Genomic DNA, 25,087 nt, shown 5'->3' with positions numbered 1-25,087 from the left:
AAAAAGTATTTTCAAGAGATTAGAGGTATTGAAAACTCACATAATAAGGTAATTTAATGGAATCATACGTTCACAAGTATCTGTAAATCTATAACCCTATATTTCTTTAATTTGAGGTTGTTCCATAATTACATCAAGAGCTTAATACACGTATAGAAATGTGCATAGCCCCACCATAAGTTTATAATAAAATATTATTTGCCATATGGTTACATGAAAAATTCAACTCTTGTGATCGCCAATCAGTATCTCCCAATCTCTTCTGCGATTGCCAGCTCCGGTAAGGGTAATTTGCTTCTTTCCTTTTGTGATAGCACGGCTTGTGTGGGTAGAGAAAATTTAGCGTACGATCAGCGAAACGGAACCCCATTGCCATAGACTGAGTTGTGCGGTTTGGTGGTGAAGTTAAAAGTAAATTCACGATCCTTCACTGGCTGACCGCGTTCAAAGTGCCAGATTTTCATGGCAGTCAGCACCGGCTCGTCAAAGATCCCGGCGGGTTTCGCCTGCATAATACGCACATGGCTGACCGTGCCGTCGTGCTCGATATCATATTTCACCTTGATGATGCCATTGGTGTTTTTCAACAGGGCCTGTTCAGGGTAAACGGGAGCCGTTTTAATGAGAGCTTTGGGGGACGGTGCGGCACCGAGCGCCAGCGCAGGCGTCAAACACAGTAGCAAGGGGGCGACAAATGTATGTTTTCTCATGTCATAATCCATTGGTTAAAAAGATAGCAAATACAATGTAAGACCGTGAGTTCCTCCTAATAGAGCGGAACTCAAGATACTGATTTATTTAACTAATTGAATAATTAATGCTTTCATCGAATATACCGAGTATGCGCACGGCTTCGGCAAAATGCCATGTTACCGGCTTATCTGGCAGGCATATTTGGGTTCTGCCGCGAGCGTCCCTCTCCCCAATACACCACCCCCTCACTCCCGCTGCAAAAAGAACTGCTTGATGGTCTGCCGCAGCCAGCGGTGCGCCGGATCGCGATCCAGGCGCGGGTGCCAGGCCTGCACGATAAACACCGATTCCAGCTCGAGCGGCAGCTCGATCTCCGCCAACGGCAGGTGGATGTTGCTTACTCCCTGCAGCACGTGGCGCGGTAGCGGCAGGATAAAGTCTGATTTCATGGTTAGCATCATCGCCGAATGGAAGCCCGGCAGGGTCAGGGCGACGTTGCGCTGCAGGCCAAGATCGCGCAGCGCGTCGTCGATCGGCCCCTGGGTGCGCCCGCGGCGGGAGACGCTGATATGCGGGTAATGGGTCAGGGTTTCGGGCGTTACCCGGCCGATGATCGGGTGCCCCAGCCGCACCAACGCCTGAAAGGTGCTGGTGAACAGGCTCTGCGTCTTGATTTCCGGGTGCCAGTCGCGTGAGGAACCGATCACCAGATCCACCTTGCCGCTGCGCAGCGCGTCATCCTCGCCGTTGCTTTCGGCGATAAACTTCAGGCCGCTCAGCGGCGCCATGTCCCGCAGCGTCTCCAGCAAGCCGCCTGCCAGCGCGCCGATAAAAATGTCGTTGGCGCGAATGGTGAAGGTTCTGGTCAGCTTGCCGGGCTCGAAGGATTCATTCGGCGCGATCAGCGCGGCGGCCTGCTCGATGATCTCGCCGAGCTGGCGTTTCAACTCCAGCGCACGCGGCGTCGGCACCAGATGCTTACCGGCTCTGACCATGATAGGGTCGTCGAACTGCCGGCGGATGCGCCCCAGAATGCGGCTCATCGCCGGCGCGCTCAGATTCATCTTTTCGGCGGCGCCGCTCACGCTCCCTTCTTCCAGCAGCAGATTCAGCGCATAGATCAGGTTGAAATCAATTTTTTGCGGCATGGCCTCTCCGGTAATGGTGCGCTCTATGGATTGCGTTTTGTGCAACTAGTTAATTACATCATTTCATTTTAAACAATCGAAGTAAGCCCGGATACTGCCCACGACAACAAAGATTGAGGCTGAAACAGCAGGAGTGGGGAATGGTTGAGGTGTCTGTTACGCCGCACCACAAAAATCGATGGCTCGCCAGCGCCGGCGAAATCAACGGCCGCACCTGGCTGGGGTTGTTCGGCGTGTTTTTGGCGGTGATGGCCAGCGGCGTGGGGGAAAACGCCGGCAAGTTCGCGCTGGCGGATATACAGGGCGGCATGCTGCTGAGCTTCGATGCCGGCAGCTGGCTGACCACCTGTTATGTCACCGGCTTTGTGATCGGTTCCGGGTTCACGCCCTGTTTTTGGCCGACCTTTTCGCTGCGCCGGGTGGCGTTGACGATGTGCGGCATTTACCTGGCCGGTGGACTGCTGACGCCCTGGTTGGGAGAACAGTATGGCGCGCTGCTGGCGGTGCGCAGCCTGCAGGGCTTCGCCGGCGGCGCGTTGCCACCGATGCTGATGACGGTGGTGCTGCGTTTTATGCCGCCGCTGATCAAGGTGCTGGGGCTGGGCGCCTATGGCTGGGTCTCCGCCTGGAGCGCCACGCTGGGCGCCACTGCCGCCGCCTTTGCCTTTCACTGGGGCTGGAGCGGGTACTTCTATTGGAACCTGCCGCTGATGGCGATCGCCGCTGTGTGTATCGGCTACGGTCTGCCGCAGGATCCGTTGCGGCTGGAGCGCCTGCGGCAGTTCAACTGGCGCGGCCTGCTGCTCGGCGGCATGGCACTCGGCATGCTGACGATGGGCATCTCACAGGGGGAGCGCCTCGACTGGCTGAACTCGCCGCTGATCTACGTTTTATTGTTGGGCGGCATCGGGCTATTGGCATTATTTCTGATGAATGAATGGTATCACCCGCTGCCCTTTTTCAATTTGCAGCTATTAAGCAAAAGGAATTTGTCTTTCTCCTTAATTACGCTGGGTGGCGTGCTGTTAATTATGGTGTCACTGGTCAATATTACGTCGGGATATTTAGCCGCGATTCAGGGCTATCGTCAGGAGCAAACTTCCGACTTAATGCTGTGGGTGGCGTTGCCGCAATTAATTACGCTGCCGATTGTCGCCATTATTTGCAATACGCCGCGGGTGGATTGCCGCTGGGTGCTGGCGATCAGCCTGCTGTTGATGGCCACCGCCTGCGTGCTGGCCGCCCAGCTGACGCCGGAATGGAACGGCGACACGTTTCGCGTTATCGCGCTGTTGCAGGCGGTCGCTCAACCGATGGCGATCATCCCCCTGCTGATGCAGGCGACCGGCGGGCTGTTGCCGACCGACGGGCCGTTTGCGGCGGCCTGGTTCAACGCGGTGAAGGGTTTCGCCGCCACCGCGGCCGGCGGCGCCATCGCGCTGCTCAGCCGGCAGCGCGGGGACTATCACGCCGGCACGATCGCCGACGGCTTTGGCTCGGCGTACAGCCGCGCATCGGGGTCGGCGGAGCAGTTGGCGCAGCTTGCCGCCCGGCAGGGCCACGTGCTGGCCAGCGCCGATCTTTATCTGTTGGTTGCCGGCCTGGCGTTATTACTGACCGCGCTGATTTTATTTATGCCGACCCGTATTTATCCGCCGCGTTCGGTCGCCGCCTGACATTTTATCATCAGAAATAAATATTAAGTGGAGTCACTTTTATGGCTAACAAGAAAGTCGCCGTCGCCGTATTGGCGGTTACCGTCATTACGCTGGGGTTATTAATCAATAAATTCTTTATTAAAGAAACACAGCAGAATACCAACGACGCCTATATTCGCGCCGATATCTCGCGTATTTCTCCGCAGATTGCCGGTGAAATTGCGCAGGTGTTGGTCAGGGACAACCAGTGGGTCAAACAGGGGGAATTGCTGGCGGTGATCGACCCGCGTGAATTCAACGTCGCGCTGGCGCAGGCGACGGCGCAGGAGCAATCCGCCCGCGCCCGGCAGGACGACGCCAGGGCTAACCTCACCCGCCAGAGTGCGCTGATCGCCGCCGCGCAGGCGGAGCGGCAGGCGGCGCAGGCGGAGCTGGCGTTTGCGCGCCAGGAGCAGAACCGCTACCAGAGAATGGCCAGCAGCGGCGCGGGCTCCCAGCAGGCGGCGCAGCAGGCGACAACGCGGGTGCACACGCTTTCCGCCAATGTGGCGCAGGCGGAGGCGACGCTCAAAGCGGCGCGAAACATGGAGCAGGTGCTGCAAGCCAAGCTGGCGGACAGCGATGCCGAGCTGACGCTGGCGCAGGCCAAGAAAGCGATGGCCGAGCTGAACCTGTCTTACACCCGTATCACCGCGCCGATCGGCGGCGTGGTCGGCAAGAAAAGCCTGCGGGTCGGGGAGTTCGTCAAACCGGGCGATGCGCTGCTGGCCATCGTGCCGCAGGACAAGCTGTACATCATCGCCAACTACCAGGAAACCCAGCTGGAAAACATTGCGCACGGGCAGTCGGTGGACATCCATATCGATACCTTTCCCGGCCAAACGCTGAAAGGGCAGGTGGACAGCATTGCGCCGGCTTCCGGCGTCAGCTTCGCGGCCGTGGCGCCGGAGAACGCCACCGGCAACTTCACCAAGATCGTTCAGCGCATCCCGGTGAAGATCGTGTTTGATAGCAACAAGGAGCACGCCGCCTTGCTGAGCGCCCTGCGCGTCGGGATGTCCGCGGACGTCAGCATCAATACGCTGGACGGAGGCCTGCAATGAACAGAGCCGTGATCCCGCTGCTGTTGATTGCGCTGAGCGGCTGCCGGGCGGTAGGGCCGGACTACGCTCGGCCGCAGAACGCGCTGCCCAATAACTGGGGCGAGCAGGCCGGCGGCGGGGCGCTGCCGGTGGCCTGGTGGTCGATATTCAACGACGCGCCGCTGTCGCAACTGGTGCAGCGCGCGGCGGCCGGCAACCTGGATCTGCAGCTCGCCACGGCGCGCATGCAGCAAAGCCGCGCCCTGCTGGGCGTGACCGAGGCGGCGCTGATGCCGGATCTGAGCCTGGACGGCGCCTATCAGCGCCAGCGCGCCACCTCGGTGGGCAGCATGGATCCGTCCGGCAACGGCGGAGAGGCAGATTATAACCTCTGGCGCGGCGGATTCAGTGCCAGCTGGGAGCTGGACATGTGGGGCAAGCTGCGTCGCGCGTCGGAAAGCGCGCGCGCCGGCTTCGCCGCTTCGCAGGAGAATCGGCGCGCGCTGCTGACGTCGGTGACGGCGGAGGTGGCGAGCGATTATCTGCGCCTGCGTGCCACGCAGCAGCAGCTGGCGGTGGCGCAGGAAAACCGCGCCACGGCGCTGCGCACGCTGCAGCTGACGCAAAGCCGTTATCAAAGCGGCGCGGGCAACGAACTGGATATCGATCAGGCGCAGGTGCAGTTGGCGCAGGTGGATGCCCTGCTGCCGACGCTGGTCGATCGGCAGGAACGCTTGATCAACGCCATCAGCCTGCTGTTGGGCGAGCGGCCTGGCGCGCTGAAAGCGATGTTGTCGCCGACGGGGCCGCTGCCGACGCTGGCGCGCGCGGTGCCGATGGGCGTGCCGTCGGATCTGGCGCTGCGCAGGCCGGATATTCGCGAAGCGGCGGCGCGTTTGCATCAGGCGACCGCCGAGATCGGCGTCGCCACCGCCGACTACTATCCGCGCATCACGCTGACCGGCAACGCAGGCTATCAGGCGCTGGCGCTGGCGGATATGGGCAGTTGGTCCACGCATACCTTCGCCATCGGCCCCACCCTGTATCTGCCGCTGTTCGACGGGGGGAAAATCACCCAGCGGGTGCGCCTGAGCGAATACCGGCAGCAGGAAATGGCCATCGCCTACCAGCAAACGGTGCTGTGCGCCTGGCACGAGATCGACGACGCGCTTTCCGGCTATCGCGCCCAGCAGCGCCGCCAGACGCACCTGGCCGAGGCGCTGGCCGCCAACCGGCACGCGTTTGTGCTGGCGCGCGACAGCTATCTGAACGGCGCCAGCGATTTTATCCATGTTCTGAGCACGCAGCGTGCGCTGCTGGATCTGCAGTCCGCGCAAATTGTTTCTCAGGAGGAGACGGCGATCGCCGTGGTGAATATCTATCGAGCGCTGGGCGGCGGCTGGGAACACACCTACCCGTCTGCGGCGCCACAGGAGAAGGCTGATGCACAACACGCTGAATAAAATTGTCGATGAGATGCTGGAAAGGGACACCCGCCGCAAACGGGAGGCCCGGGTGAGCGCCGTGCGGCAAGTCACCGCCCGGATCCGCCGCATCACGTTGAGCGGCGACGATGTGGATAAGTTTATCGCCGATCCGCGCGCGCAGGAACCGGCCAGCTGGGTCAAGGTGTTCTTCCCGTGGCGCGACACGCTGGCCGGACGGGCTTACACCCTGAGCGGCATCGACAAACTCGCCCGCACCTTCGATATCGACATGGTGCTGCACGGCGAAGGCCCGGCGTCGAACTGGGCGCGTGACGCGATGCCGGGCGACAAGCTGGGGTTCGCCGGCCCTTGCTCCGGCGGCTTTCGTCTGTTGCCGCAAACCCGCTGGCTGCTGTTGCTGGGCGATGAGACCGCGCTGCCCGCTATGCGCACCATCCTCGCCTCGCTGTCTGCCCCGTTGCCGGTGCTGTGGTTCGCCGAAGTGGGCGATGCGCAGGAGATTCAGGACGTCGATTACTCCTTTTTGCAGGTGAACAGCTGGCAAATCCGCACCCGACATTTCGACAGTGTGATGAACAGCCCGCTGGTGCAGGCCGTCAGCCATTGCGAGCTGCCGCCCGGCGAAGGGCAGGTGTGGCTGGCCTGCGAACACCAGGTCGCCGCCTATCTGAAGGCGCGCTTTATCAACGAAATGGGCATTTCCCGCGCTGCGCTGTTTGCCAAGGGTTATTGGAAAAAGGGCGAAGCCAACTTCAAGGGTGCGATTTAACTCGGGCGAATGAGGGTTGTTATGATTGAGAGAGTGTTATTGGCGGTGGACTGTTTTGAACACAGCGGCAATGCCCTGGATTTTATGGCGCGTCTGCAAGGCAGCATCGGCGGCGTGATCGTACTGACGGTGGTAGACAATGCCTTCACGCTCAGCCGCAGCGGCCTGCGTTTCGACAGCGACGAGCGCGAGGAATATCCCGCCGCCCAGCGCGAAGAGGCACTGGCGGAAAAGCAGGTCGGGCAGGTGACGCGGGCGCTGAAACAGATGGGCTTCAACGCCCAGGGGCTGCTGGCCGCCGGGGCGCCCATCGAGGTGATCCCGGAACAGATGGCGCTGTTTAACTGCGATTTGCTGATCATCTCGCACCGCCACCTGTCTTCGTTGGGGCGCTGGCTGAACGCCTCCGTCACGCGCGGCCTGCTGGATGAGATTGGCCAACCGGTATTGGTGATCCCGCGCTAAGCTATGGGTAAGGGCAGCCGCATGCGGCTGCGCGCGTTCGGCGACGAAGGCCGAACATACCGGAGGTCAACATGCGAAGCCTGGAAGATCAACTTGCCGCTTATGCCGCCTACCACCGCGATGCGCGCAATATCGCCACGCATTTTATCGGCATCCCGCTGATCGTCGTCAGCCTGCTGGCGCTGCTCTCCCGGCCGGCGTGGGGGGCGGGATGGCTGCCGTTTTCGCCGGCCTGCGCGGTGGTTATCGTCGCGGCCCTCTATTACCTGCGGCTGAGCCTGCGCCTTGGCGTCATGATGCTGGCGTTGCTGCTGCTGTGCCTCGGGTTCGGCGCCTGGGTGGCGTCGTTGTCGACGGCGGCGTGGCTGAGCATCGGCATCGGCGGTTTCGTCATCGGCTGGCTGTTTCAGTTTGTCGGGCATTTCTGGGAGGGGCGAAAACCGGCGTTTATGGACGACGTGACGGGCCTTATCATCGGCCCGCTGTTCGTGCTGGCGGAAGCCTGCTTCCTGGCCGGCGGGCTGCGCGAACTGGCGCGGAACATCGAACTGCGTGCGGGCAAAGTGCGCAATGCAAAGCGCTAAACGAGGCGATTCCGATAGCCAGATGAAGAGCCTCTTTCAAAGAAAGAGGCTGAATGGGTTCAGATTAGGCGTGTTGGATCAATTTCCAGGTGACGCCTTTGCCGCCATAGGGGGGCATGATATTGCCTTTGGCGATTGGCGCTGTGGTTGAGGGTTTGCCAACCACTTCCCAGACACCGCTTTCCGGGCATTTCTGTCCTGTTGAGGCGGTAGTACCAATAGGTGACTTAGACATACGATCTTTCCTTAATCAAAGCGGCGCCACCATAGCGCCGGGCATAAAGATATTTACATGTTCGCTTATATATTCAACCCATAGGGGAGAATATGGAAGATAGGCATATTTTCTCTTTCTTATTTGGATTCTTTGACTTTTTTATTTACGTTTTTAATTTTTAAATATCAACTTATTTATCATTTTAATCTATGAATTGTAATTATTTGTGAATTTAATTGTTTTGGAAGCTATCTGTAAAATGTTTTCAATTTCATTATGTTAGTTTCTTTTTGTGTATTCTGATATCAATGGTGTTTATTTGGCTTATATAATTCATTTCAGAATTATATAAGAATTGATTTTGTTGGTTACATTCATTGCGTGTATATCAGTGAGTTGGTAGGGCAAGGGTTTTCCATGCTATCGCCGATAACGCATAATCAGTAAGGAATATCGTTGGTTTTTCATTGGATTTATCCGGGCATGGTATGCGGAGGTTAAATACCCCAAGTGCAGAGTGATTCCCCTCGGCGCTTATCCTTCAGACGCATTAACGCCATTCTCCGCACGCATCGCCGCGATCGCGGTAAAGCAACCTTGATGCCCAATGCCGATCTCACCTCCTCACTTTTAACAAATTTGCAAAAGTCTTTTAGCCTCCCGCCTGCTTATCTTTGGTGTGATCAATGTCATACTTTCGGCATCTTAACTGTTCCCGCGCTTCGGCAGCGGTAAACCGGAGTTGTTGCATGAAAGTGAATTATCCCTTGTTAGCGCTGGCGGTAGGGGCGTTTGGCATCGGCACCACCGAATTCTCTCCCATGGGCTTGCTGCCGACCATCGCCAAAGGGGTGGACGTCTCCATTCCGATGGCTGGCATGTTGATCAGCGCCTACGCCGTCGGCGTGATGGTCGGCGCGCCGCTGATGACGCTGCTGCTGTCGCACCGGGCGCGCAGAAGTGCGCTGATTTTCCTGATGGCGATCTTTACCCTGGGCAACGTGTTGTCGGCCATCGCGCCGGATTACACCACCCTGATGTTGTCGCGCATCATCACCAGCCTGAACCACGGCGCCTTCTTTGGCCTCGGTTCGGTGGTGGCCGCCAGCGTGGTGCCGAAAGAGAAACAGGCCAGCGCCGTGGCGACCATGTTTATGGGCCTGACCATCGCCAATATCGGCGGGGTGCCCGCCGCGACCTGGCTGGGTGAAACCATCGGCTGGCGCATGTCGTTCCTGGCGACGGCCGGGCTGGGCGTGATCGCCATGCTGGGGCTGTGGTTCTCGTTGCCGAAAGGTAGCGCCGGCGCGCGCCCTGACGTGAAACGCGAGCTGTCGGTGCTGGTGCGGCCGCAGGTGCTGACCGCGCTGCTGACGACCGTGCTGGGGGCGGGCGCGATGTTCACGCTCTATACCTACATCTCGCCGGTATTGCAGCACATCACCGAGGCTACGCCGCTGTTCGTGACGACCATGCTGGTGTTGATCGGCGTCGGTTTCTCCATCGGCAACTACCTCGGCGGCAAGTTCGCCGACCGTTCCGAGAGCGCGACGCTGAAGGGCTTTTTGCTGCTGCTGGTGGCCATCATGCTGCTGATCCCGCTGCTGGCGCGCAGTGACATCGGCGCGGCGGTGAGCATGGTGATTTGGGGCGCGGCGACCTTTGCCGTGGTGCCGCCGCTGCAGATGCGCGTGATGCGCGTGGCCAGCGAAGCGCCGGGGCTGTCGTCTTCGGTCAACATCGGCGCTTTCAACCTGGGCAATGCGCTGGGCGCCGCCGCCGGTGGCGCGGTGGTCTCCGCCGGTTTGGGCTACAGCTTCGTGCCGGTGATGGGGGCGATTATCGCCGGATTGGCGCTGCTGCTGGTGTTGTTCACCAGCCGCACCGCCGCAAAAGTCGTTTACGCCAACGGCTAAATACGCAGATGCGGCGGGCCTGCTCGCCGCACCTACTCAAAGCCGAGCAGGCTGAACGCATCGTCCTGCGGGGCGTAACCCAGCAGGCGACGGGTCTCTTCCAGCGATAAACGCGTGTAGCGGTTATTGGAAACCCCGTGCACCACCGCATATTGCACCCCTTCGACGCGAATGCAGCGTTCCAGCAGATCGGCGGCGTCGCGATGGCTGAGGAACGCGCTCATGTCGCGAGCGCTGAGCCGATCGCCCGGGCTGAGGGTGGTGAAGTTGGCGATGCGTACCGACAGGGCGGAAAGCCCTTCCTGATGGGCGAAGTAGGCGGCGATGCCTTCGCCGAAGGCTTTGCTGGCGCCGTACAGGTTCTTCGGCTTCGGCGCGTCATCCGGGCGGATTTGGTAATCGAGCGGATAGCCTTCCACCGCCTGCGCGCTGCTGGCGAACACCACCCGGCGGCAGCCGGCGTCTTTCGCCGCGCGGAAGATATTGAAGGTGCCGAGAATGTTGTTGTCCATCAACGAACCGCAGAAGTCGGCATCGGGGGAGGGATCGGCCGCCAGATGCAACACGGTGTCGATATTGGCGCAGGCCGCGCGGCAGGCATCGAGATCGGCGATGTCGAAGCTGATGACTTCGTCGCCCGGCTGCCGATCGCTCAGCAGGCTGATGTCTCGTTCCGCCAACCGTAGCGGGTAGCGATCGCCCATCGCCAGACGAAACGCCGTGGCTACCCGGCCGCCGGCGCCGGTGATCAGAATCCGTCCTACATCAGTACGCAACACCATGATGACTGCCATCCCTACTCTCGATTACGCGTTGACCAGTAATAATCCCCCGCGTGACTTTTGTCCAGTATTTATATTAGTCATTCTGATGCTTTATGCCGGTAATGGGCACGTTTTGCCGAGCGTTTCGACCAGGAAATTCATCACCGCGCGCACGGCAGCGGTGCGCGCTAAATCGGGATATGTCACCAGCCAAAGCTCGCGCGTTGGCGCGGCATTGGCCGTGGGCAACGGGACCAGATCCGGATCGCCATCGGCGACGAACGTCGGCAAAACGGCGGCACCCAGCCCTGAACGCGCCGCTTGTTGCAGTGAAAACAGATCGCTGGCCTGAAAGACCACCGGACGCCCCTGCAACAGCTGTTGCAGCCATTGCTGATGTGGCTGCTGTTGGTAGTGATGGTCATAGGCGAGAAAGCGGCGCGCCGCGTCGGGCAGTGCGGCGTGCTCGGGTGCGGCATACAGCGCGTAGCGCATCATGCCGATGCGCTGCGTCAGCAGCTCTGGCTGCTGCGGGCGCACCATGCGCACGGCGATGTCGGCTTCGCCGCGATCCAGCTCGGCGAGCGCCGATTCACCCGACAGCGTGACGACGATCTGTGGAAAAGCCTGGTTAAATGCGGCAATGCGCGGCGCGAGAATATGCGCGGCGATCGACGGCGGCGCACTGATGCGCACGCCGGCCTGGGGCGTTGCGCCGGCGCTGCGCGCATGGCGGGCAATAGCCTGGCTTTGCGCCTCGATCTCCGCCGCCAGCCCGGCAATCGCCTGTCCGTCCTGGGTCAACGGCGTGCTGCGCGGCAGCCGTACGATCAAACGCAGGCCGAGCGCCTGTTCCAGCGCCGCTACGCGTCGCCCGACGGTGGCGTGATCGCAACCCAGCTCCCGCGCTGCCGCCGACAACGAACCGGTGCGCGCCAGCGCCACGAAGTGTTTTAAATCCTGCCAGTCAAACATCGGTGAATTCCTGCACATTGATGATGCGGTTTTCGGGAATATTCACACGAATAACGGCGTGATTCAATGTGTGAACGTTTCCTCTTAAATTGAATTATTCAATTAAGGTTTCTTATGAATATGCAATTACAGCAACGCACGGCATTGGTCACGGGTGCCAGCGAAGGGATCGGTGCCGGCATGGTCAGGGTATTGGCCGCTCAAGGGGTCAAGGTAGTGGCCACCGCACGACGCGGTGACCGGCTGCAGGCCTTGGCGGATGAGGTGGAACGGCAAGGGGCGGCGCGTCCGCAGGCGATCGTTGCCGATGTGACCGAGCCTGAGGCTCTCGTCCGTTTGGCGGCGCAGGCGCTGCGCCAGGTGGGGACAGTCGATATTCTGATCAACGCGGTCGGCGCGTTTCACCCCACGACGTTGAACGACAGCGATCGCAGCTGGCATGAAGCCTTTGCTTTGAACTTCACACCGGCTCGGCGGTTAACTCAGGCGCTGTTGCCGGCCATGCAGGCGCAAGGCTGGGGCCGGATTATCAACATCAGCGGCTCGATGGAGCCGCGCAGCCTGAGCGCCGCCAGCGCCGCCAAGGGCGCATTGCATCTGTGGGCCAAAGGATTGGCCGGCGACGTGGCTGCGCAGGGGATTACCGTCAATACGCTGCAACCCGGGCGTATCAACAGTGAACAGATCCGCGAGCGCTTATACGCTTGTGATAAAGCGCGCCAGGCGTTCATTGCGCAACATATCCCGATTGGCTACTTCGGCGAACCGGAAGACATGGCGTATCTGGCGGCGTTTCTTTGCTCCCCGCTCGCGCGATATATCACCGGCGCGGTGATCCCGGTAGATGGCGGCATGCATTATTTCGCGCATTGAGGCCGTTTTGCCTCCGTGATCACAGTTCGGCAATTTGCCGGTGCAAAGCCTTGCGCCGGCAAAATCCGCGGTGTTAACGTCATAACTCAACCGATTTAGGGTTGTTACTGCTACGGCAGGCAAAACCTAAACCTCGCGTTTCTGTTCCCCGATGGGGCAGAGGCCGCGAGGTTTAGGTTTTTTTTTTGCGCCGAATTCCGCCTCAGCGCCAGGCCAGTGCGGGGGGGAGCGGCAGAACGCGAAGTCTAAGGATAACCGTATGAAATATGACACATTAGCCAGTGAGATTTTGGCCGGCGTCGGTGGCCGCGACAATGTGAAAAGCCTGGTGCACTGCGCCACCCGCCTGCGTTTCAAGCTGCGCGATGACACTCGCGCCAACGCGGCAGCGCTGAAGAAAAATCCTGGGGTCATTATGGTGGTGGAGAGCGGCGGCCAGTTCCAGGTGGTGGTGGGCAACCACGTGGCGGAGGTGTTCGACGCGGTCAACCGGGTTGGCGGATTGGCCGACGGCGCGCCGAGCGACGACGCGGGCGGCAAAAAAGACAACCTGCTCAGCCGCTTTATCGATCTGGTGTCCGGCATTTTCACCCCGCTGCTCGGGGTGATGGCCGCTTCGGGGATCCTGAAAGGCTTCCTGGCGCTGAGCCTGGCCTGCGGCTGGCTGCTGGAGAGCGGCGGCACCTTCAAAATGCTGTTCGCCGCCAGTGACTCGCTGTTCTACTTCTTCCCGATCATGCTCGGCTACACCGCCGGGAAAAAATTCGGCGGCAACCCCTTCGTCACCATGGCGATCGGCGGCGCGTTGACGCATCCGCTGATGATGGCGGCGTTCGAAGCGGCGCAGCAGCCGGGGGCGGTGCGCGAGTATTTCTTCGGCATTCCGCTGACCTTCATCAACTACAGCTCGTCGGTGATCCCGATCATCTTCGCGGCCTGGGTATCCTGCCGCCTGGAGCCGCTGTTTAACCGGGTGATCCACAGCGCGCTGCGCAATTTCATCACGCCGCTGCTGTGCCTGGCGATCACCGTGCCGTTGACCTTCCTGCTGATCGGCCCGGCGGCGACCTGGCTCAGCCACCTGCTGGCCAACGGCTATCAGAGCATTTACGCCTTTAACCCGATCGTTGCCGGCGCCTTTATGGGGGCGATGTGGCAGGTGTGCGTGATCTTCGGCCTGCATTGGGGACTGGTGCCGTTGATGATCAATAACCTGAGCGTGCTGGGGCGCGACACCTTGGTGCCGCTGCTGTTGCCGGCGGTGATGGGGCAGGTCGGCGCCACGCTGGGCGTGATGCTGCGCACCCGCGACGCCAAACTGCGGGCGCTGTCCGCTTCTGCCATCGGCGCCGGGATTTTCGGCATCACCGAACCGGCGGTGTACGGCGTCACGCTGCCGAACAAACGCCCGTTCATCTTCGGCTGCATCGGCGGCGCGCTGGGCGGTGCGGTGATCGGCTACTTCCAGACCTCGGTCTACTCGTTCGGCCTGGTGAGCGTCTTCACCTTCGCGCAGATCATCCCCGGCGGCGGCATCGACGCCACGGTATGGGGCGCGATCGGCGGCACCCTGCTGTCGTTCGTGTTCGCCGCGCTGGCCAGCTACCTGTTCGGCGTCGCGCCGGCGGAAGAGACGGCGCAGCCTGAAGCTGCCGCGCCGCTTAACCGCAAACAGGCCATCCTCAGCCCGATCGCCGGCGACATCGTGCCGCTGGATCAGGTGAACGACGCGACCTTCGCCAGCGGCCTGCTGGGGAAAGGGGTGGCGATCGCGCCGCAGCAGGGGCGCGTGGTGGCGCCGGTGAGCGGCAGCGTGGCGTCGCTGTTCAAAACCAAACACGCCATCGGCATCGAATCGGACGACGGCGCGGAGATTCTCATCCACGTCGGCATCGATACCGTGAAGCTGGACGGGGCGCATTTCACCGCCCACGTGCGGGAAGGCGAGCGGGTCGCCCCGGGCGATCTGCTGATCGAGTTCGACCAGGCGGCGATCCATGCCGCCGGCTATGACACCACCACGCCGATCATCATCAGCAACAGCGATGACTACGTGGACGTGTTGACCAGCGGCCTGTCTCCGGTGCAGGAACAGGCGCCGCTGCTGACTTTATTACGTTAATTGAGGAGCAAGCGATGAACGGCAAGTTTCCGCAACATTTTCTGTGGGGCGGCGCGGTAGCGGCGAACCAGGTAGAAGGCGCGTATCAGGCCGACGGCAAGGGGCTGTCGACCTCCGATCTGCAGCCGCAGGGCATCTTCGGCGCCATCACGCCGCGCACGGCGGGCGACAGCGGCATCAAGGACGTGGCGATCGATTTCTATCATCGTTACCCGGAGGATATCGCGCTGTTCGCCGAAATGGGCTTCAAGTGCCTGCGCACCTCGATCGCCTGGACGCGTATTTTCCCGCAGGGCGACGAAGAGACGCCGAACGAAGCCGGGCTGGCGTTCTACGATCGGCTGTTCGACGAGATGGCGAAGTACGGCATTCAGCCGTTGATCACGCTGTCGCACTATGAGATGCCTTACGGCCTGGTGAAGCACTACGGCGGCTGGGGCGATCGGCGCACCATCGATTTCTTCGAACGCTATGCGCGCACCGTGTTCGAACGCTACAAGCACAAGGTCAAACACTGGCTGACCTTCAACGAGATCAACATGTCGCTGCACGCGCCCTTCACCGGCGTCGGCCTGCCGCAGGAGAGCGACAAGAGCGCCATCTATCAGGCGATCCATCATCAGCTGGTGGCCAGCGCCAAAGCGGTGAAAGCCTGCCACGAGATCGTGCCGGAGGGCAAAATCGGCAACATGCTGCTGGGCGGCATTCTGTATCCGCTGAGCTGCAAGCCGGAAGATCTGCTGGAAACCCAGCGGCAAAACCGCGACTGGCTGTTCTTCGGCGACGTGCAGGCGCGCGGCTATTACCCGGCCTATATGCAGCGCTTCTTCCGTGAAAACGGCATTCAGGTGGCAATCACCGAGGAAGATCGGCAAACGCTGCGCGAAACTATCGACTTCATCTCGTTCAGCTACTACATGAGCGGCTGCGTCACCGCCGATCCGGAGCAGTACGAGACGGCGCGCGGCAACATTCTCGATATGGTGCCGAACCCGCATCTGGCCAGCTCGGAGTGGGGGTGGCAAATCGACCCGATCGGGCTGCGCTACCTGCTCAACGTGCTGTACGACCGCTATCAGAAGCCGCTGTTCATCGTCGAGAACGGGCTGGGCGCCAAAGACCGCGTCGAAGCCGACGGCAGCATCCACGACGACTACCGCATCAACTACCTCAATGACCATCTGGTGCAGGTGGCGGAAGCGATCGACGACGGCGTCGAGGTGATGGGCTACACCAGCTGGGGGCCGATCGATCTGGTCAGCGCCTCGAAGGCCGAAATGTCGAAGCGCTACGGCTTCATTCACGTCGACAGGGACGATGCCGGCAACGGCAGCCTCGCGCGCCGCCGCAAGAAGAGTTTCTTCTGGTATCGCGATGTGATCCACAGCAACGGCGCCAGCCTGAAAGACCGACGCTAACCTCTAAGCCCGGCGGCAAGCGCCGGGCGTTAACCTAACGTTATTCGCTGCTGTTCATGATGGGAAATTCTCTCCCAGGGAATGCTGTTGCCCGCAGTCAGCCGTTATGCGGAGAAATATAATAATGATGAAAAGCTTATTACCTCGTTCCATGACCCTGGCGGCGCTGGCGCTGCTCTGTAGCCAGGCGCAGGCGGAAACGCTGCAAACCGGCAAGGACGTCGAAGCCCCCACCGCCAAGTGGGAAGGGGTGGCGCTCGGCTTTGAACCGCCGCAGTCCGGGCTGTTGGGGGATATGCTGGGGATCAGGCCGATCCTGGAGGATCACGGTTTCCACTATAACCTCGGCTACCTCAGCCAGCTGTCGTATAACGCCGGCGGCGGTTATAACCACGATAAACAGGCGTCGTACATCGACCAATTCTCGCTGACCTTCAGCCAGGATTTGCAGGCGCTGACCGGCATTCCGGACGCGGCGATCGAAGGCAATATCGTCAACCGCAACCATGACAACAACCTGACCCGCGATCGCTTGCAGGATCCGCGCGTCGGCCTGACCGATCTGTCGCAGGAGAGCTTTGGCGGGCAGTCGATTACCCGCCTGGGCTGGCTGACCTTTAGCCGGTCCTTCCTCGATCGCCGGCTGCAGTGGCGCATCGGCATGATGAACAAGGTGCAGGATTTCGATCAGATCATCCCCTGCGATTTTCAGACGCTGACGCTGTGCGGCGGCAAGTCTGCCAACTCGTTGACCTGGTACAACTGGAACGTGCATTACTGGGGCACCACGCTGCAATACAAGCTGACCGACGGCCTGACCCTCAAGGGCGGCGTGATGGAGCAGAACCCGAGCGCCCCCAGCCGCAGCCACGCCTGGAGCTGGTCCACCAAGGGCAGCAAAGGCTTCCTGTTGCCGATGGAGCTGGAGCTGAAAACCCACGCCGTCAACCAGCTGCCGGGGGTGTATAACCTGGGCGTGCTGTTCACCAACGCGCGCCAGAGCGATCTTTATGAAGGGGTGTCCGGTGGGCCGGGCGCCAGCGATCCGCAGGGCTATCGCAGCCACGATCGCACCTGGTTCCTGTATACCGGTTTCAACCAGCAGGTGACGCGCCATGCGGACGACATAAACCGCGGTCTGAGCGTGTTTTACAGCCTGGGGCTGGGGGATCAGCGCAGCAACTACCTGCACTGGTCTACCTCGACCGGCATTCGCTATCGCGGGCTGTTCGATGCGCGGCCGGACGACTGGCTGGGGCTGGGCGTCTCGGTGGTGAAGCTGAGCGACCGCTATAAAGATAATCAGCGTTATCTCAACCAAATCAACGGCGTCAGCGATTATCACGATCCGAGCTACCGGCCGGTGCCGGGGCACTCGGTGACGGCGGAGCTCTATTATCGCGTGAACGTCACGCCGTGGTTGCAGCTGCAGCCGGGCCTGCAGTACTGGCATCACCCGGCGGGCGTCAGCGAAACGCAGGACGCCTGGGTGACGGCGTTGAAAACGGTGGTGACCTTCTGATCAGGCCGCGTCGCTCTCGCGGTAGCGCCGGCGGGCGTGTTCGAACCAGCTGGCGGGCACGTTGTGCGGCGGCTGCTGCAAGCGGAGCAGCCCTTGCTCAACGATATGGCTGGCCTGGCGCCACAGCGTCGGGTCGCCTTCGGTCAGCACCTCCAGCAGACGCTGTTTCTCGATCAGGTAGGTCTGAGCGAAGTGGCTGTCATAGTCCAGCAGCGAGCGGGTGTTGTCGATCAGATCCGCCAGCTTGATGGTTTTGGCCTGCGGCGATGCGCCGGCGCTGTGGCGCCGATCGCGGTTTTTGCGCTCGAAGCGGTTGCCGTCCTCGGCGCGGCTGACGTTGGTTAGCATCCGCACCAACTCCGCCACTTTCGGCCCGAAGTGGCTTTCGATATCGCCGAGGGTGGTGGGCGTGTCTTCCACCGTGTCATGCAGCCAGGCGGCCGCCAGCATCTCTTCGGTGTGCGGCACGCTGCGCACCAGTTCCATCACCGCCTGTGGGTGGACGATGTACGGATCGTCGGTGTATTTGCGGCGCTGATCGATGGCCGCATGCGCCTTGGTGGCGTAGCGACGCGCGCGTTCTACAAGCGTGTTCGTCATTTCCTTTCCCTCCGAGCATCCTCTGCATAAAAAAAAGGTAGCATACCTCACAAGAAATAGCTTGCGATTACATCGTGCGCTATCTATATTCAGACACATGAAAAGCACCGATACCGAACAACCCCACGCGAAGCATCTGCTGCAGCTCGATCAGCAGCTCTGTTTCGCGCTGTACTCCGCCAACCTGGCGCTGCACAAAGTCTACCGCAAGCTGTTGAGTCAGCTCGAACTCACCTACCCGCAATACCTGGTGATGATGGTGCTGTGGGAGCGCGATCGGGTGACGGTATCGGATATCGGCGAGCGGCTGTTCCTCGATTCCGCCACGCTGACGCCGCTGCTGAAGCGGTTGGAAACCGCCGGTTTGCTGGTGCGTTATCGCGCCACCGCCGACGAGCGGCAGGTGATCATTGCACTCACCGAAGCCGGCCGCGCGCTGCGCGAGCGGGCGCAATCGGTGCCCGAGGCGGTGATGTGCGCCACCGACTGCAGCCTGGACGAGATCGTCTCGCTCAAACAGCAGCTGGAAAAGCTGCGCGGCAGCCTGATCGATCAGATTTGACCCGCCGCCGCCGGACGCAAGAACGGCAGGGGTGGTCTACACTGGTTAATAAGTGTCAAAAATAAGTAGTGCGCGATTTAATCGCAAAAGATAAATATGTGACCGGCTTTACCTCGTGGAAGCCGTAGTCATCTCGCCAACCAGCAAGAAGGAATGAACGATGTCTATTGAGAAAGTGGTTTACCGCGCTCACGCCACCGCAACCGGCGGCCGCGACGGCCGTGCGACCTCCTCCGACGGCGTGTTGGACGTGAAACTGGGCGTGCCGAAAGAGATGGGCGGCGCCGGCGGCGAAGTCACCAACCCCGAGCAGCTGTTCGCCGCCGGTTACTCGGCCTGCTTCCTCGGCGCGCTGAAGTTTGTCGCGGCGAAAGAAAAGGTTAAAATCCCGGCCGAAGCGAAGATCGACGGCACCGTCGGCATCGGTGAAATCCCGAACGGCTTCGGCATCGAAGTGCAGCTGGATATCTCGCTGCCGGGCGTCGAGCGCAGCGTGGCGGAAGATTTGGTGAAAAAGGCGCACGTGGTGTGCCCATACTCCAACGCCACCCGCGGAAATATCGATGTGACTCTGAACGTTAAGTAAGATTTTTATCCTTATCGCGAAAAAAATGGAGGGTTTGACCCTCCATTTTCTTATCTGCCCCGCTTGAAAGCCGTTTGCAAAAAGCGTAAAAATTGCCCGTTTTGTGAGAATTCTCTTGATTATTACCCGCAAAATAACGCTTATTGCCGGTTGGCTGAACCAGAAGCCCTAATAAGTGTCTGACTGATCCAGAACCGCTACACCGTCCCCGGAGCCACCGCGTTACATGAACAAAGTTAAATCGCTATCACAGCAGAATTTATCGTTATTGTTAGCGATCTATATCGGCATATTTCTCAACCTGTCCGTTTTTTATCGTCGTTTTGATTCGCTGGCGCACGGCATTCAGGGGATTAAGGTGATTTCGGCGGTGACGGAAGTCATCGCTATCGTCCTGTTCACGTTCTTCATCATGCGGCTGGTATCGCTCGGCGGCCGGCTGTTTTATCGCATCGTCGCTTCGCTGCTGGTGTTGATTTCGGTTGCCGCCAGCTACTACATGACGTTTTTCAACGTGGTGATCGGCTACGGCATCGTGGTGTCGGTGATGACCACCGACATCGATCTGTCGAAAGAGGTGGTCGGCCTGCACTTCGTGCTGTGGATGGTGGCGCTCAGCGCCTTGCCGCTGCTGCTGATCTGGAAAAACAGCCTGCGTTACACCCTGATAGAACAGCTGAAAACCCCCGGTCATCGCATCAAGCCGCTGCTGGTCTTGCTGGCGGTGGTGGCGCTGGTCTGGCTGCCGCTGCGCATGCTGGACGACGAGCAGAGCGTGCAAGAGAAGCTCTCCAACGTCGATCTGCCGAGCTACGGCGGCGTGGTGGCGCACTCGTATCTGCCGTCCAACTGGCTGTCGGCGCTGGGGTTGTTTGCCTATACCCGCTATGACGAAAGCCAGGATCAGAGCACGATGTTCGATCCGGGCAAACACTTCACCTACGTACCGCCGGCGGATATCGACGACACCTACGTGGTGTTCATCATCGGCGAGACCACGCGCTGGGACCACATGGGCATGCTGGGCTATGAGCGCGATACCACGCCGCGGCTGTCTAAAGAGAAGAATCTGGTGGCGTTTCGCGGCGAGTCGTGCGACACCTCCACCAAGCTGTCGCTGCGCTGTATGTTCGTGCGCGAAGGCGGCACCGAAGACAACCCGCAGCGCACGCTGAAAGAGCAGAACGTGTTCGCGGTACTGAAGGATCTGGGCTTCTCTTCCGAGCTGTTCGCCATGCAGAGTGAGGTGTGGTTCTACAACAACACCGAGGTGAACAACTATTCGTTCCGCGAGATGATCGCGTCCGAGAAGCGCAACGACGGCAAGGCGGTCGACGATATGCTGTTGGTGGACGAAATGAAGGAGTCGCTGGCGCGCTATCCGAAGGGCAAACACCTGGTGATCCTGCATACCAAAGGCTCGCACTACCTGTACTCGCAGCGTTATCCGCGCAGCTATGCGCGCTATCAGCCGGAGTGCATGGGGGTGGACGATTCCTGCACCAAGGCGCAGCTGATCAACGCCTTCGACAATACGGTGCTGTATACCGACAGCTTTATCGCCAATGTGATAGACCAGGTGCGCGACAAGAAGGCCATCGTGTTCTATGCCGCCGATCACGGCGAATCGATCGGTGAAAACACGCACCTGCACGGTACGCCGCGCGAGATGGCGCCGCCGGAGCAGTTCCGCGTGCCGATGATCGTATGGGCGTCGGACAAATTCCTTGAGAACCCGCAGCACCTCAGCGCCTTTGAGCAGCTGCAGGCGCAGCAGCGCATCGGCAAAACGCATCGCCACGTCGAGCTGTTTGACACCATCCTCGGCTGCCTCGGCTACACGTCTCCCGATGGCGGCATCGTGGATAAAAACAACTGGTGCCATCTGCCGCAGGATAAAACGGCACCCGCTAGCCTGTAGTAACCCCTCCCGCCGGGTGCCTGCCTTGCGCACCCGGCAATTTCACCCAATACATTCTCTTCATCAATTATTCCGGTGTGTGCATACGGTATACTTGCGCACTTCCCCCTGTTAACCGGAGATTTCCATGACCCTGCGCGTGGCGTTTATCGACGATCATGACATTGTGCGTTCGGGCTTCGTGCAGTTGCTGTCGCTGGAAGCCGATATTCAGGTGGTGGGCGAATTCAGCGGTGCGGCGCAGGCGCGCGCCGGCCTGCCGGGGCTGGAGGTGGACGTTTGCATCTGCGACATTTCGATGCCGGACGGCAGCGGGCTGGATCTGTTGGCGGACATTCCCTCCGGCATCCGCGTGGTGATGCTGTCGATGCACGATAACCCGGCGCTGGTGGAAATGGCGCTGGATCGCGGCGCCGGCGGCTTTCTCTCCAAGCGCTGCAAGCCGGAAGATTTGATCACCGCGGTGCGCACCGTCGCCGGCGGCGGCGTTTACCTGATGCCGGAAATCGCGCAGCAGCTGGCGCGGGTGAGGGTCGATCCGTTGACCCGCCGCGAGCGCGAGATCGCGCTGTTGCTGGCGCAGGGCCAGGAGGTGCGCGAGATCGCCGCCGCCTTGGGGCTGTCGCCGAAGACGGTGCATGTGCATCGCGCCAATTTGTTCGCCAAGCTGGGTATCAACAATAACGTCGAGCTGGCCAGACGGATGCTGAACCTGTGACGCAGCGCCTGATCACCCAGCTGGCGCTGTTTTTCATCTACGCCGCCAGCGCGTTTTGCCTGTGGGGCATCGGCACCGCGCTGATCGACCCGCCCTGGCAGGCGCTGCTGCTGTTCCCGTTCGGCCTGCGCATGGGCATTTTGCTGCAGAGCCCATACCGTTTCTGGCCGGGGATCCTGCTGGCCGATCTGCTGCTGATGGCGCTGCTGGCGGATCAGTTCGGCTACGGCCCGGCGCTGTGGGCGTCGGTGGCGGTGCTGGTGTTGACGGTGCTGCTCAGCCTGCTGGCCTCGCCGTGGCTGTTGCGCCATCAGCAGAGCGACAGCGAATGGCGCTGGCCACTGTTGCAGGGCGCGGTGGTGGGCGCCGCCGCCTTGCTGCAGGCGCTGGTGTGGCAGCTGGTGAGCGGTGAAGGCGCCCGCGCGCTGCTGCTCGGCCTGACCGGCGGTTTTACCATCGCACCGACCTGCCTGCTGTTGTGGCACTATCTGGCGCGCCAAATCTGGGTGCCGCTGGAGCCGGGGCTGATCCACAAGCCGGTGGAGCTGCGTCTGGGCCATCTGGCCAGCTACCTGCTGCTGTTTGCGTTCAGCATCTGGCTGCAGCAGCAGGTGAACGCCGCCGAGCTGCGGCGCTTTGCGCCTTTCTGCCTGGCCATTCCTATCGTGTTCATGTCTTACCGCTACGGCTGGCAGGGCGCGCTGTTGGCGACGCTGCTCAACGGCGTGGCGCTGATGGTCAACGAGCCGCCGCAGCCGGAGTCGCACCGCGATCTGCTGCTGTCGCTGCTGGCCCAAAGCCTGACCGGGCTGCTGCTGGGCGCCGGTATTCAGCGCCAGCGCGAGCTGAATCAGCAACTGCGGCTGCGGCTGGCGGAGAACCGCCAGCTGGCGCGGGCGCTGGTGACGGCGGAGGAGCAAACCCGGCGCGAGGTGGCGCGCGAGCTGCACGATGAAGTGGGGCAGACCATCACCGTGATCCGCACCCAGGCCAGCATCGTCAAACGCCTGGCGCCGGAGCCGGCGGTGGTCGGCTGCGCCGACGCCATCGATGCGTTGGCGCTGCGGGTCTACGACGGGGTGCATGATGTGCTGACTCAACTGTGGCCGGCGGCGCTGAACAACCTGCCGCTGTCGGCGGCGGTGGCGGCGATGCTGCGGGAGTCGCTGCCACAGGACGCGTCGCTGGTGAGCAGCCTGCAGTGGCAGGTGCCGGACGAGCTGCTGGATGAAACGCTGAAAATCACGCTGTACCGGGTGTGCCAGGAAGGGGTGACCAATGTGTGCCGCCACGCCGGCGCCAGCCGCCTGGAGCTGGATGCGCGCCTGCAGCCGCGCAAAGGCGCCGCGCCGCAGATCGCCCTGACCATCCGCGACAACGGCGTGGGTTTCGATGCGGAAAACCATCAGCCGGGGTATGGCCTGCGCGGCATGCAAGAGCGCATCAGCGCCCTCGGCGGCAGCCTGCGGTTCACCGCTGAGGGGGGCGCCTGTTTGAGTGTGATCTTGCCCACAGTTTCGCCGGCGCAAACGCAAAACTAGGAAAAACTCCTAACCGCGTCGGGAATCCGGCGTAAGCCTCCCGCGCGCGCGCGGAGCATCATAGCGGCACTTTATTCAATCCTCTGAGGTTCCACATGTGGTCTTTCCTTAAAAGCCGCCCGGACGCGCCGCAGGTCACCGATCAACGGCAGATCGACGCCAGCTACAAATACTGGCGCATCCAGCTGATGTGCACCATGTACATCGGCTACGCCGCGTTTTACTTCACGCGCAAAAGTTTCAACTTCATCATGCCGGCGATGCTGAGCGATCTGGGCCTGACGATGTCCGACGTCGGCATCCTCGGCACGCTGTTCTACATCACCTACGGCTGCTCGAAATTCATTTCCGGCATGATCAGCGATCGCTCCAACCCGCGTTACTTTATGGGGCTGGGCCTGATCATGACCGGGGTGCTGAATATCTTCTTCGGCCTCAGTTCGTCGCTGCTGATGCTGGGCACGCTGTGGATCCTCAACGCCTTCTTCCAGGGCTGGGGCTGGCCGCCGTGCTCCAAAATCCTCACCAGCTGGTATTCGCGCTCCGAGCGCGGTGGCTGGTGGGCTATCTGGAACACCTCGCACAACGTCGGTGGGGCGCTGATCCCGCTGCTGGTAGGCTTTATCTCGCTGCACTTCAGCTGGCGTTACGGCATGATCATCCCCGGTATCATCGGCGTGGTGCTTGGCCTGCTGATGTGCTGGCGCCTGCGCGACAAGCCATCCACCCTGGGGCTGCCGAGCGTCGGCAAATGGCGCAACGACGCCATGGAGCTGGTGCAGGAATCGGAAGGCCAGGGGCTGAGCAACCGCGAGATCATCAAACGCTACGTGCTGACCAACAAGTACATCTGGCTGCTGGCGGTCTCTTACGTGCTGGTGTACATCGTGCGCACCGCGATCAACGATTGGGGCAACCTCTACCTGACGCAGGAAAAGGGCTATTCGCTGATGACCGCCAACTCGGCCATTTCGCTGTTTGAAGTGGGCGGCTTTATCGGTTCGCTGGTGGCCGGTTGGGGTTCCGACAAGTTGTTCCGCGGCAACCGTGGCCCGATGAACCTGATCTTCGCCATCGGTATCTTCCTGTCGGTGGCGGCGCTGTGGTTGATGCCGGGCGTGACCTACCTGCTGCAGGCCTGCTGCTTCTTCGCCATCGGTTTCTTCATCTTCGGCCCGCAGATGCTGATCGGCATGGCGGCGGCGGAGTGCTCGCACAAGGATGCGGCGGGCGCGGCGACCGGTTTCGTCGGCCTGTTCGCCTACCTGGGCGCGGCGCTGTCCGGCTACCCGATCGCGCGGGTGATGGAGATCTGGCACTGGAACGGCTTCTTCGTGGTGATTTCCATCGCCGCCTGCCTGTCGGCGCTGTTCCTGCTGCCGTTCCTGCGCGCGCAGACGCCGGCGCTGAAACCGGCCAAAGCCTGAGCAAAATACGCTGCGCAGCCCCCGGCGCAGCGCATTATGGCGCTTTTATCACCACTTGAAATGCAGGGGCAAAAAAGT

At 60.9% G+C, this 25,087-nt stretch carries 23 protein-coding genes; 17 read left to right on the top strand and 6 right to left on the bottom strand.

The features are described from left to right. Positions 1 to 350 precede the first annotated feature (350 nt). Both ACJ8MK_RS20580 and ACJ8MK_RS20575 read right to left on the bottom strand, forming a co-directional pair. Positions 351 to 710, bottom strand: coding sequence for a TonB family protein (locus ACJ8MK_RS20580; protein ID WP_442518020.1), 360 nt, complete (start codon positions 708 to 710; stop codon positions 351 to 353). A 228-nt stretch (positions 711 to 938) separates the two neighbouring features. Continuing rightward, on the bottom strand, positions 939 to 1,841 hold the full coding sequence (locus tag ACJ8MK_RS20575; protein ID WP_442518019.1) for a LysR family transcriptional regulator: 903 nt from the start codon (positions 1,839 to 1,841) through the stop codon (positions 939 to 941). 140 nt (positions 1,842 to 1,981) lie between these two features. Here ACJ8MK_RS20575 and ACJ8MK_RS20570 point away from each other — a divergent pair, with 140 nt between their 5' ends. From ACJ8MK_RS20570 to ACJ8MK_RS20545, 6 genes are all read left to right on the top strand, one after another. Next, positions 1,982 to 3,517 carry an MFS transporter gene (locus tag ACJ8MK_RS20570; protein ID WP_442518018.1) on the top strand — a complete coding sequence of 512 codons (1,536 nt, stop codon included), beginning with the start codon at positions 1,982 to 1,984 and terminating at the stop codon, positions 3,515 to 3,517. A 41-nt stretch (positions 3,518 to 3,558) separates the two neighbouring features. After that, a complete protein-coding gene (locus ACJ8MK_RS20565; RefSeq protein WP_033653981.1) occupies positions 3,559 to 4,602 on the top strand; it encodes an HlyD family secretion protein in 1,044 nt (347 codons plus the stop codon). Further along, positions 4,599 to 6,044 carry an efflux transporter outer membrane subunit gene (locus tag ACJ8MK_RS20560; RefSeq protein ID WP_442518017.1) on the top strand — a complete coding sequence of 482 codons (1,446 nt, stop codon included), beginning with the start codon at positions 4,599 to 4,601 and terminating at the stop codon, positions 6,042 to 6,044. The genes ACJ8MK_RS20565 and ACJ8MK_RS20560 overlap by 4 nt, the downstream gene beginning before the upstream one ends. Next, on the top strand, positions 6,025 to 6,798 hold the full coding sequence (locus tag ACJ8MK_RS20555) for a siderophore-interacting protein (protein WP_033653985.1): 774 nt from the start codon (positions 6,025 to 6,027) through the stop codon (positions 6,796 to 6,798). The genes ACJ8MK_RS20560 and ACJ8MK_RS20555 overlap by 20 nt, the downstream gene beginning before the upstream one ends. Before the next feature lie 21 nt (positions 6,799 to 6,819). Next, a complete protein-coding gene (locus ACJ8MK_RS20550; protein ID WP_033636596.1) occupies positions 6,820 to 7,263 on the top strand; it encodes a universal stress protein in 444 nt (147 codons plus the stop codon). A gap of 71 nt (positions 7,264 to 7,334) precedes the next feature. Beyond that, on the top strand, positions 7,335 to 7,847 hold the full coding sequence (locus tag ACJ8MK_RS20545; protein ID WP_101427605.1) for an Mpo1 family 2-hydroxy fatty acid dioxygenase: 513 nt from the start codon (positions 7,335 to 7,337) through the stop codon (positions 7,845 to 7,847). 64 nt (positions 7,848 to 7,911) lie between these two features. On the opposite strand, the gene ACJ8MK_RS20540 is transcribed toward ACJ8MK_RS20545, so the two are convergent. After that, entirely contained in the window at positions 7,912 to 8,082 is a 171-nt protein-coding gene (locus ACJ8MK_RS20540; protein ID WP_162846235.1) for a hypothetical protein, read from the bottom strand. Positions 8,083 to 8,813: 731 nt separating this feature from the next. On the opposite strand from ACJ8MK_RS20540, the gene ACJ8MK_RS20535 reads away from it, so the two are divergent. Continuing rightward, positions 8,814 to 9,980 carry an MFS transporter gene (locus tag ACJ8MK_RS20535; protein ID WP_060424166.1) on the top strand — a complete coding sequence of 389 codons (1,167 nt, stop codon included), beginning with the start codon at positions 8,814 to 8,816 and terminating at the stop codon, positions 9,978 to 9,980. Positions 9,981 to 10,012: 32 nt separating this feature from the next. Here ACJ8MK_RS20535 and ACJ8MK_RS20530 read toward each other — a convergent pair whose 3' ends face one another. Then, on the bottom strand, positions 10,013 to 10,762 hold the full coding sequence (locus tag ACJ8MK_RS20530; protein ID WP_060423452.1) for an NAD-dependent epimerase/dehydratase family protein: 750 nt from the start codon (positions 10,760 to 10,762) through the stop codon (positions 10,013 to 10,015). A gap of 93 nt (positions 10,763 to 10,855) precedes the next feature. Then, positions 10,856 to 11,719, bottom strand: coding sequence for a LysR family transcriptional regulator (locus tag ACJ8MK_RS20525; RefSeq protein WP_033636600.1), 864 nt, complete (start codon positions 11,717 to 11,719; stop codon positions 10,856 to 10,858). A gap of 114 nt (positions 11,720 to 11,833) precedes the next feature. Between ACJ8MK_RS20525 and ACJ8MK_RS20520 the strand changes: the two genes are divergently transcribed. From ACJ8MK_RS20520 to ACJ8MK_RS20505, 4 genes are all read left to right on the top strand, one after another. Further along, positions 11,834 to 12,592, top strand: coding sequence for an SDR family NAD(P)-dependent oxidoreductase (locus ACJ8MK_RS20520; protein ID WP_074027201.1), 759 nt, complete (start codon positions 11,834 to 11,836; stop codon positions 12,590 to 12,592). A gap of 259 nt (positions 12,593 to 12,851) precedes the next feature. After that, positions 12,852 to 14,714, top strand: coding sequence for a PTS beta-glucoside transporter subunit IIABC (gene bglF, locus ACJ8MK_RS20515; protein WP_172905248.1), 1,863 nt, complete (start codon positions 12,852 to 12,854; stop codon positions 14,712 to 14,714). A 14-nt stretch (positions 14,715 to 14,728) separates the two neighbouring features. After that, entirely contained in the window at positions 14,729 to 16,132 is a 1,404-nt protein-coding gene (locus ACJ8MK_RS20510; RefSeq protein WP_041037251.1) for a glycoside hydrolase family 1 protein, read from the top strand. Positions 16,133 to 16,283: 151 nt separating this feature from the next. Further along, positions 16,284 to 17,654, top strand: coding sequence for a carbohydrate porin (locus ACJ8MK_RS20505; RefSeq protein ID WP_373681961.1), 1,371 nt, complete (start codon positions 16,284 to 16,286; stop codon positions 17,652 to 17,654). Here ACJ8MK_RS20505 and ACJ8MK_RS20500 read toward each other — a convergent pair whose 3' ends face one another. Then, positions 17,655 to 18,254: an HD domain-containing protein gene (locus tag ACJ8MK_RS20500; protein ID WP_033636604.1), complete on the bottom strand. Its 600-nt coding sequence runs from the start codon at positions 18,252 to 18,254 to the stop codon at positions 17,655 to 17,657. It lies immediately after the preceding gene. Positions 18,255 to 18,351: 97 nt separating this feature from the next. Between ACJ8MK_RS20500 and ACJ8MK_RS20495 the strand changes: the two genes are divergently transcribed. The 6 genes from ACJ8MK_RS20495 to ACJ8MK_RS20470 all read left to right on the top strand — a co-directional run bounded on the left by ACJ8MK_RS20495 (position 18,352) and on the right by ACJ8MK_RS20470 (position 25,009). Beyond that, the gene (locus tag ACJ8MK_RS20495; RefSeq protein WP_041037249.1) at positions 18,352 to 18,816 is read left to right on the top strand and encodes a MarR family winged helix-turn-helix transcriptional regulator; all 465 of its coding nucleotides are present in this window, start codon (positions 18,352 to 18,354) and stop codon (positions 18,814 to 18,816) included. A 160-nt stretch (positions 18,817 to 18,976) separates the two neighbouring features. Further along, positions 18,977 to 19,402 carry an organic hydroperoxide resistance protein gene (locus tag ACJ8MK_RS20490; RefSeq protein ID WP_016929533.1) on the top strand — a complete coding sequence of 142 codons (426 nt, stop codon included), beginning with the start codon at positions 18,977 to 18,979 and terminating at the stop codon, positions 19,400 to 19,402. A gap of 226 nt (positions 19,403 to 19,628) precedes the next feature. Beyond that, the gene (eptB, locus tag ACJ8MK_RS20485) at positions 19,629 to 21,323 is read left to right on the top strand and encodes a kdo(2)-lipid A phosphoethanolamine 7''-transferase (protein ID WP_033650007.1); all 1,695 of its coding nucleotides are present in this window, start codon (positions 19,629 to 19,631) and stop codon (positions 21,321 to 21,323) included. A 127-nt stretch (positions 21,324 to 21,450) separates the two neighbouring features. After that, positions 21,451 to 22,041 carry a transcriptional regulator UhpA gene (gene uhpA, locus ACJ8MK_RS20480; protein ID WP_033636607.1) on the top strand — a complete coding sequence of 197 codons (591 nt, stop codon included), beginning with the start codon at positions 21,451 to 21,453 and terminating at the stop codon, positions 22,039 to 22,041. Then, positions 22,038 to 23,582 (top strand): signal transduction histidine-protein kinase/phosphatase UhpB, encoded by a 1,545-nt coding sequence (gene uhpB, locus ACJ8MK_RS20475; RefSeq protein WP_033650008.1) that lies wholly within the window; start codon positions 22,038 to 22,040, stop codon positions 23,580 to 23,582. The genes uhpA and uhpB overlap by 4 nt, the downstream gene beginning before the upstream one ends. A gap of 95 nt (positions 23,583 to 23,677) precedes the next feature. Then, positions 23,678 to 25,009, top strand: a complete 1,332-nt coding sequence (locus ACJ8MK_RS20470) for an MFS transporter (RefSeq protein ID WP_041037243.1) — start codon at positions 23,678 to 23,680, stop codon at positions 25,007 to 25,009. Positions 25,010 to 25,087: the final 78 nt, after the last annotated feature.

This window comes from Serratia sp. CY38905 (assembly GCF_052168875.1).
GTDB lineage: Bacteria > Pseudomonadota > Gammaproteobacteria > Enterobacterales > Enterobacteriaceae > Serratia > Serratia sarumanii.
The sequence above is the reverse complement of the archived record's forward strand: the minus strand, read 5'-3'. Positions and strand labels throughout refer to the sequence as shown.

What these genes read in the sequence shown, in the direction of transcription:
- ACJ8MK_RS20580 (WP_442518020.1), bottom strand. Translation starts at nt 710, where the DNA reads ATGAGAAAACATACATTTGTCGCCCCCTTGCTACTGTGTTTGACGCCT.
- ACJ8MK_RS20575 (WP_442518019.1), bottom strand. Translation starts at nt 1,841, where the DNA reads ATGCCGCAAAAAATTGATTTCAACCTGATCTATGCGCTGAATCTGCTG.
- ACJ8MK_RS20570 (WP_442518018.1), top strand. Translation starts at nt 1,982, where the DNA reads ATGGTTGAGGTGTCTGTTACGCCGCACCACAAAAATCGATGGCTCGCC.
- ACJ8MK_RS20565 (WP_033653981.1), top strand. Translation starts at nt 3,559, where the DNA reads ATGGCTAACAAGAAAGTCGCCGTCGCCGTATTGGCGGTTACCGTCATT.
- ACJ8MK_RS20560 (WP_442518017.1), top strand. Translation starts at nt 4,599, where the DNA reads ATGAACAGAGCCGTGATCCCGCTGCTGTTGATTGCGCTGAGCGGCTGC.
- ACJ8MK_RS20555 (WP_033653985.1), top strand. Translation starts at nt 6,025, where the DNA reads ATGCACAACACGCTGAATAAAATTGTCGATGAGATGCTGGAAAGGGAC.
- ACJ8MK_RS20550 (WP_033636596.1), top strand. Translation starts at nt 6,820, where the DNA reads ATGATTGAGAGAGTGTTATTGGCGGTGGACTGTTTTGAACACAGCGGC.
- ACJ8MK_RS20545 (WP_101427605.1), top strand. Translation starts at nt 7,335, where the DNA reads ATGCGAAGCCTGGAAGATCAACTTGCCGCTTATGCCGCCTACCACCGC.
- ACJ8MK_RS20540 (WP_162846235.1), bottom strand. Translation starts at nt 8,082, where the DNA reads ATGTCTAAGTCACCTATTGGTACTACCGCCTCAACAGGACAGAAATGC.
- ACJ8MK_RS20535 (WP_060424166.1), top strand. Translation starts at nt 8,814, where the DNA reads ATGAAAGTGAATTATCCCTTGTTAGCGCTGGCGGTAGGGGCGTTTGGC.
- ACJ8MK_RS20530 (WP_060423452.1), bottom strand. Translation starts at nt 10,762, where the DNA reads ATGGTGTTGCGTACTGATGTAGGACGGATTCTGATCACCGGCGCCGGC.
- ACJ8MK_RS20525 (WP_033636600.1), bottom strand. Translation starts at nt 11,719, where the DNA reads ATGTTTGACTGGCAGGATTTAAAACACTTCGTGGCGCTGGCGCGCACC.
- ACJ8MK_RS20520 (WP_074027201.1), top strand. Translation starts at nt 11,834, where the DNA reads ATGAATATGCAATTACAGCAACGCACGGCATTGGTCACGGGTGCCAGC.
- bglF (WP_172905248.1), top strand. Translation starts at nt 12,852, where the DNA reads ATGAAATATGACACATTAGCCAGTGAGATTTTGGCCGGCGTCGGTGGC.
- ACJ8MK_RS20510 (WP_041037251.1), top strand. Translation starts at nt 14,729, where the DNA reads ATGAACGGCAAGTTTCCGCAACATTTTCTGTGGGGCGGCGCGGTAGCG.
- ACJ8MK_RS20505 (WP_373681961.1), top strand. Translation starts at nt 16,284, where the DNA reads ATGACCCTGGCGGCGCTGGCGCTGCTCTGTAGCCAGGCGCAGGCGGAA.
- ACJ8MK_RS20500 (WP_033636604.1), bottom strand. Translation starts at nt 18,254, where the DNA reads ATGACGAACACGCTTGTAGAACGCGCGCGTCGCTACGCCACCAAGGCG.
- ACJ8MK_RS20495 (WP_041037249.1), top strand. Translation starts at nt 18,352, where the DNA reads ATGAAAAGCACCGATACCGAACAACCCCACGCGAAGCATCTGCTGCAG.
- ACJ8MK_RS20490 (WP_016929533.1), top strand. Translation starts at nt 18,977, where the DNA reads ATGTCTATTGAGAAAGTGGTTTACCGCGCTCACGCCACCGCAACCGGC.
- eptB (WP_033650007.1), top strand. Translation starts at nt 19,629, where the DNA reads ATGAACAAAGTTAAATCGCTATCACAGCAGAATTTATCGTTATTGTTA.
- uhpA (WP_033636607.1), top strand. Translation starts at nt 21,451, where the DNA reads ATGACCCTGCGCGTGGCGTTTATCGACGATCATGACATTGTGCGTTCG.
- ACJ8MK_RS20470 (WP_041037243.1), top strand. Translation starts at nt 23,678, where the DNA reads ATGTGGTCTTTCCTTAAAAGCCGCCCGGACGCGCCGCAGGTCACCGAT.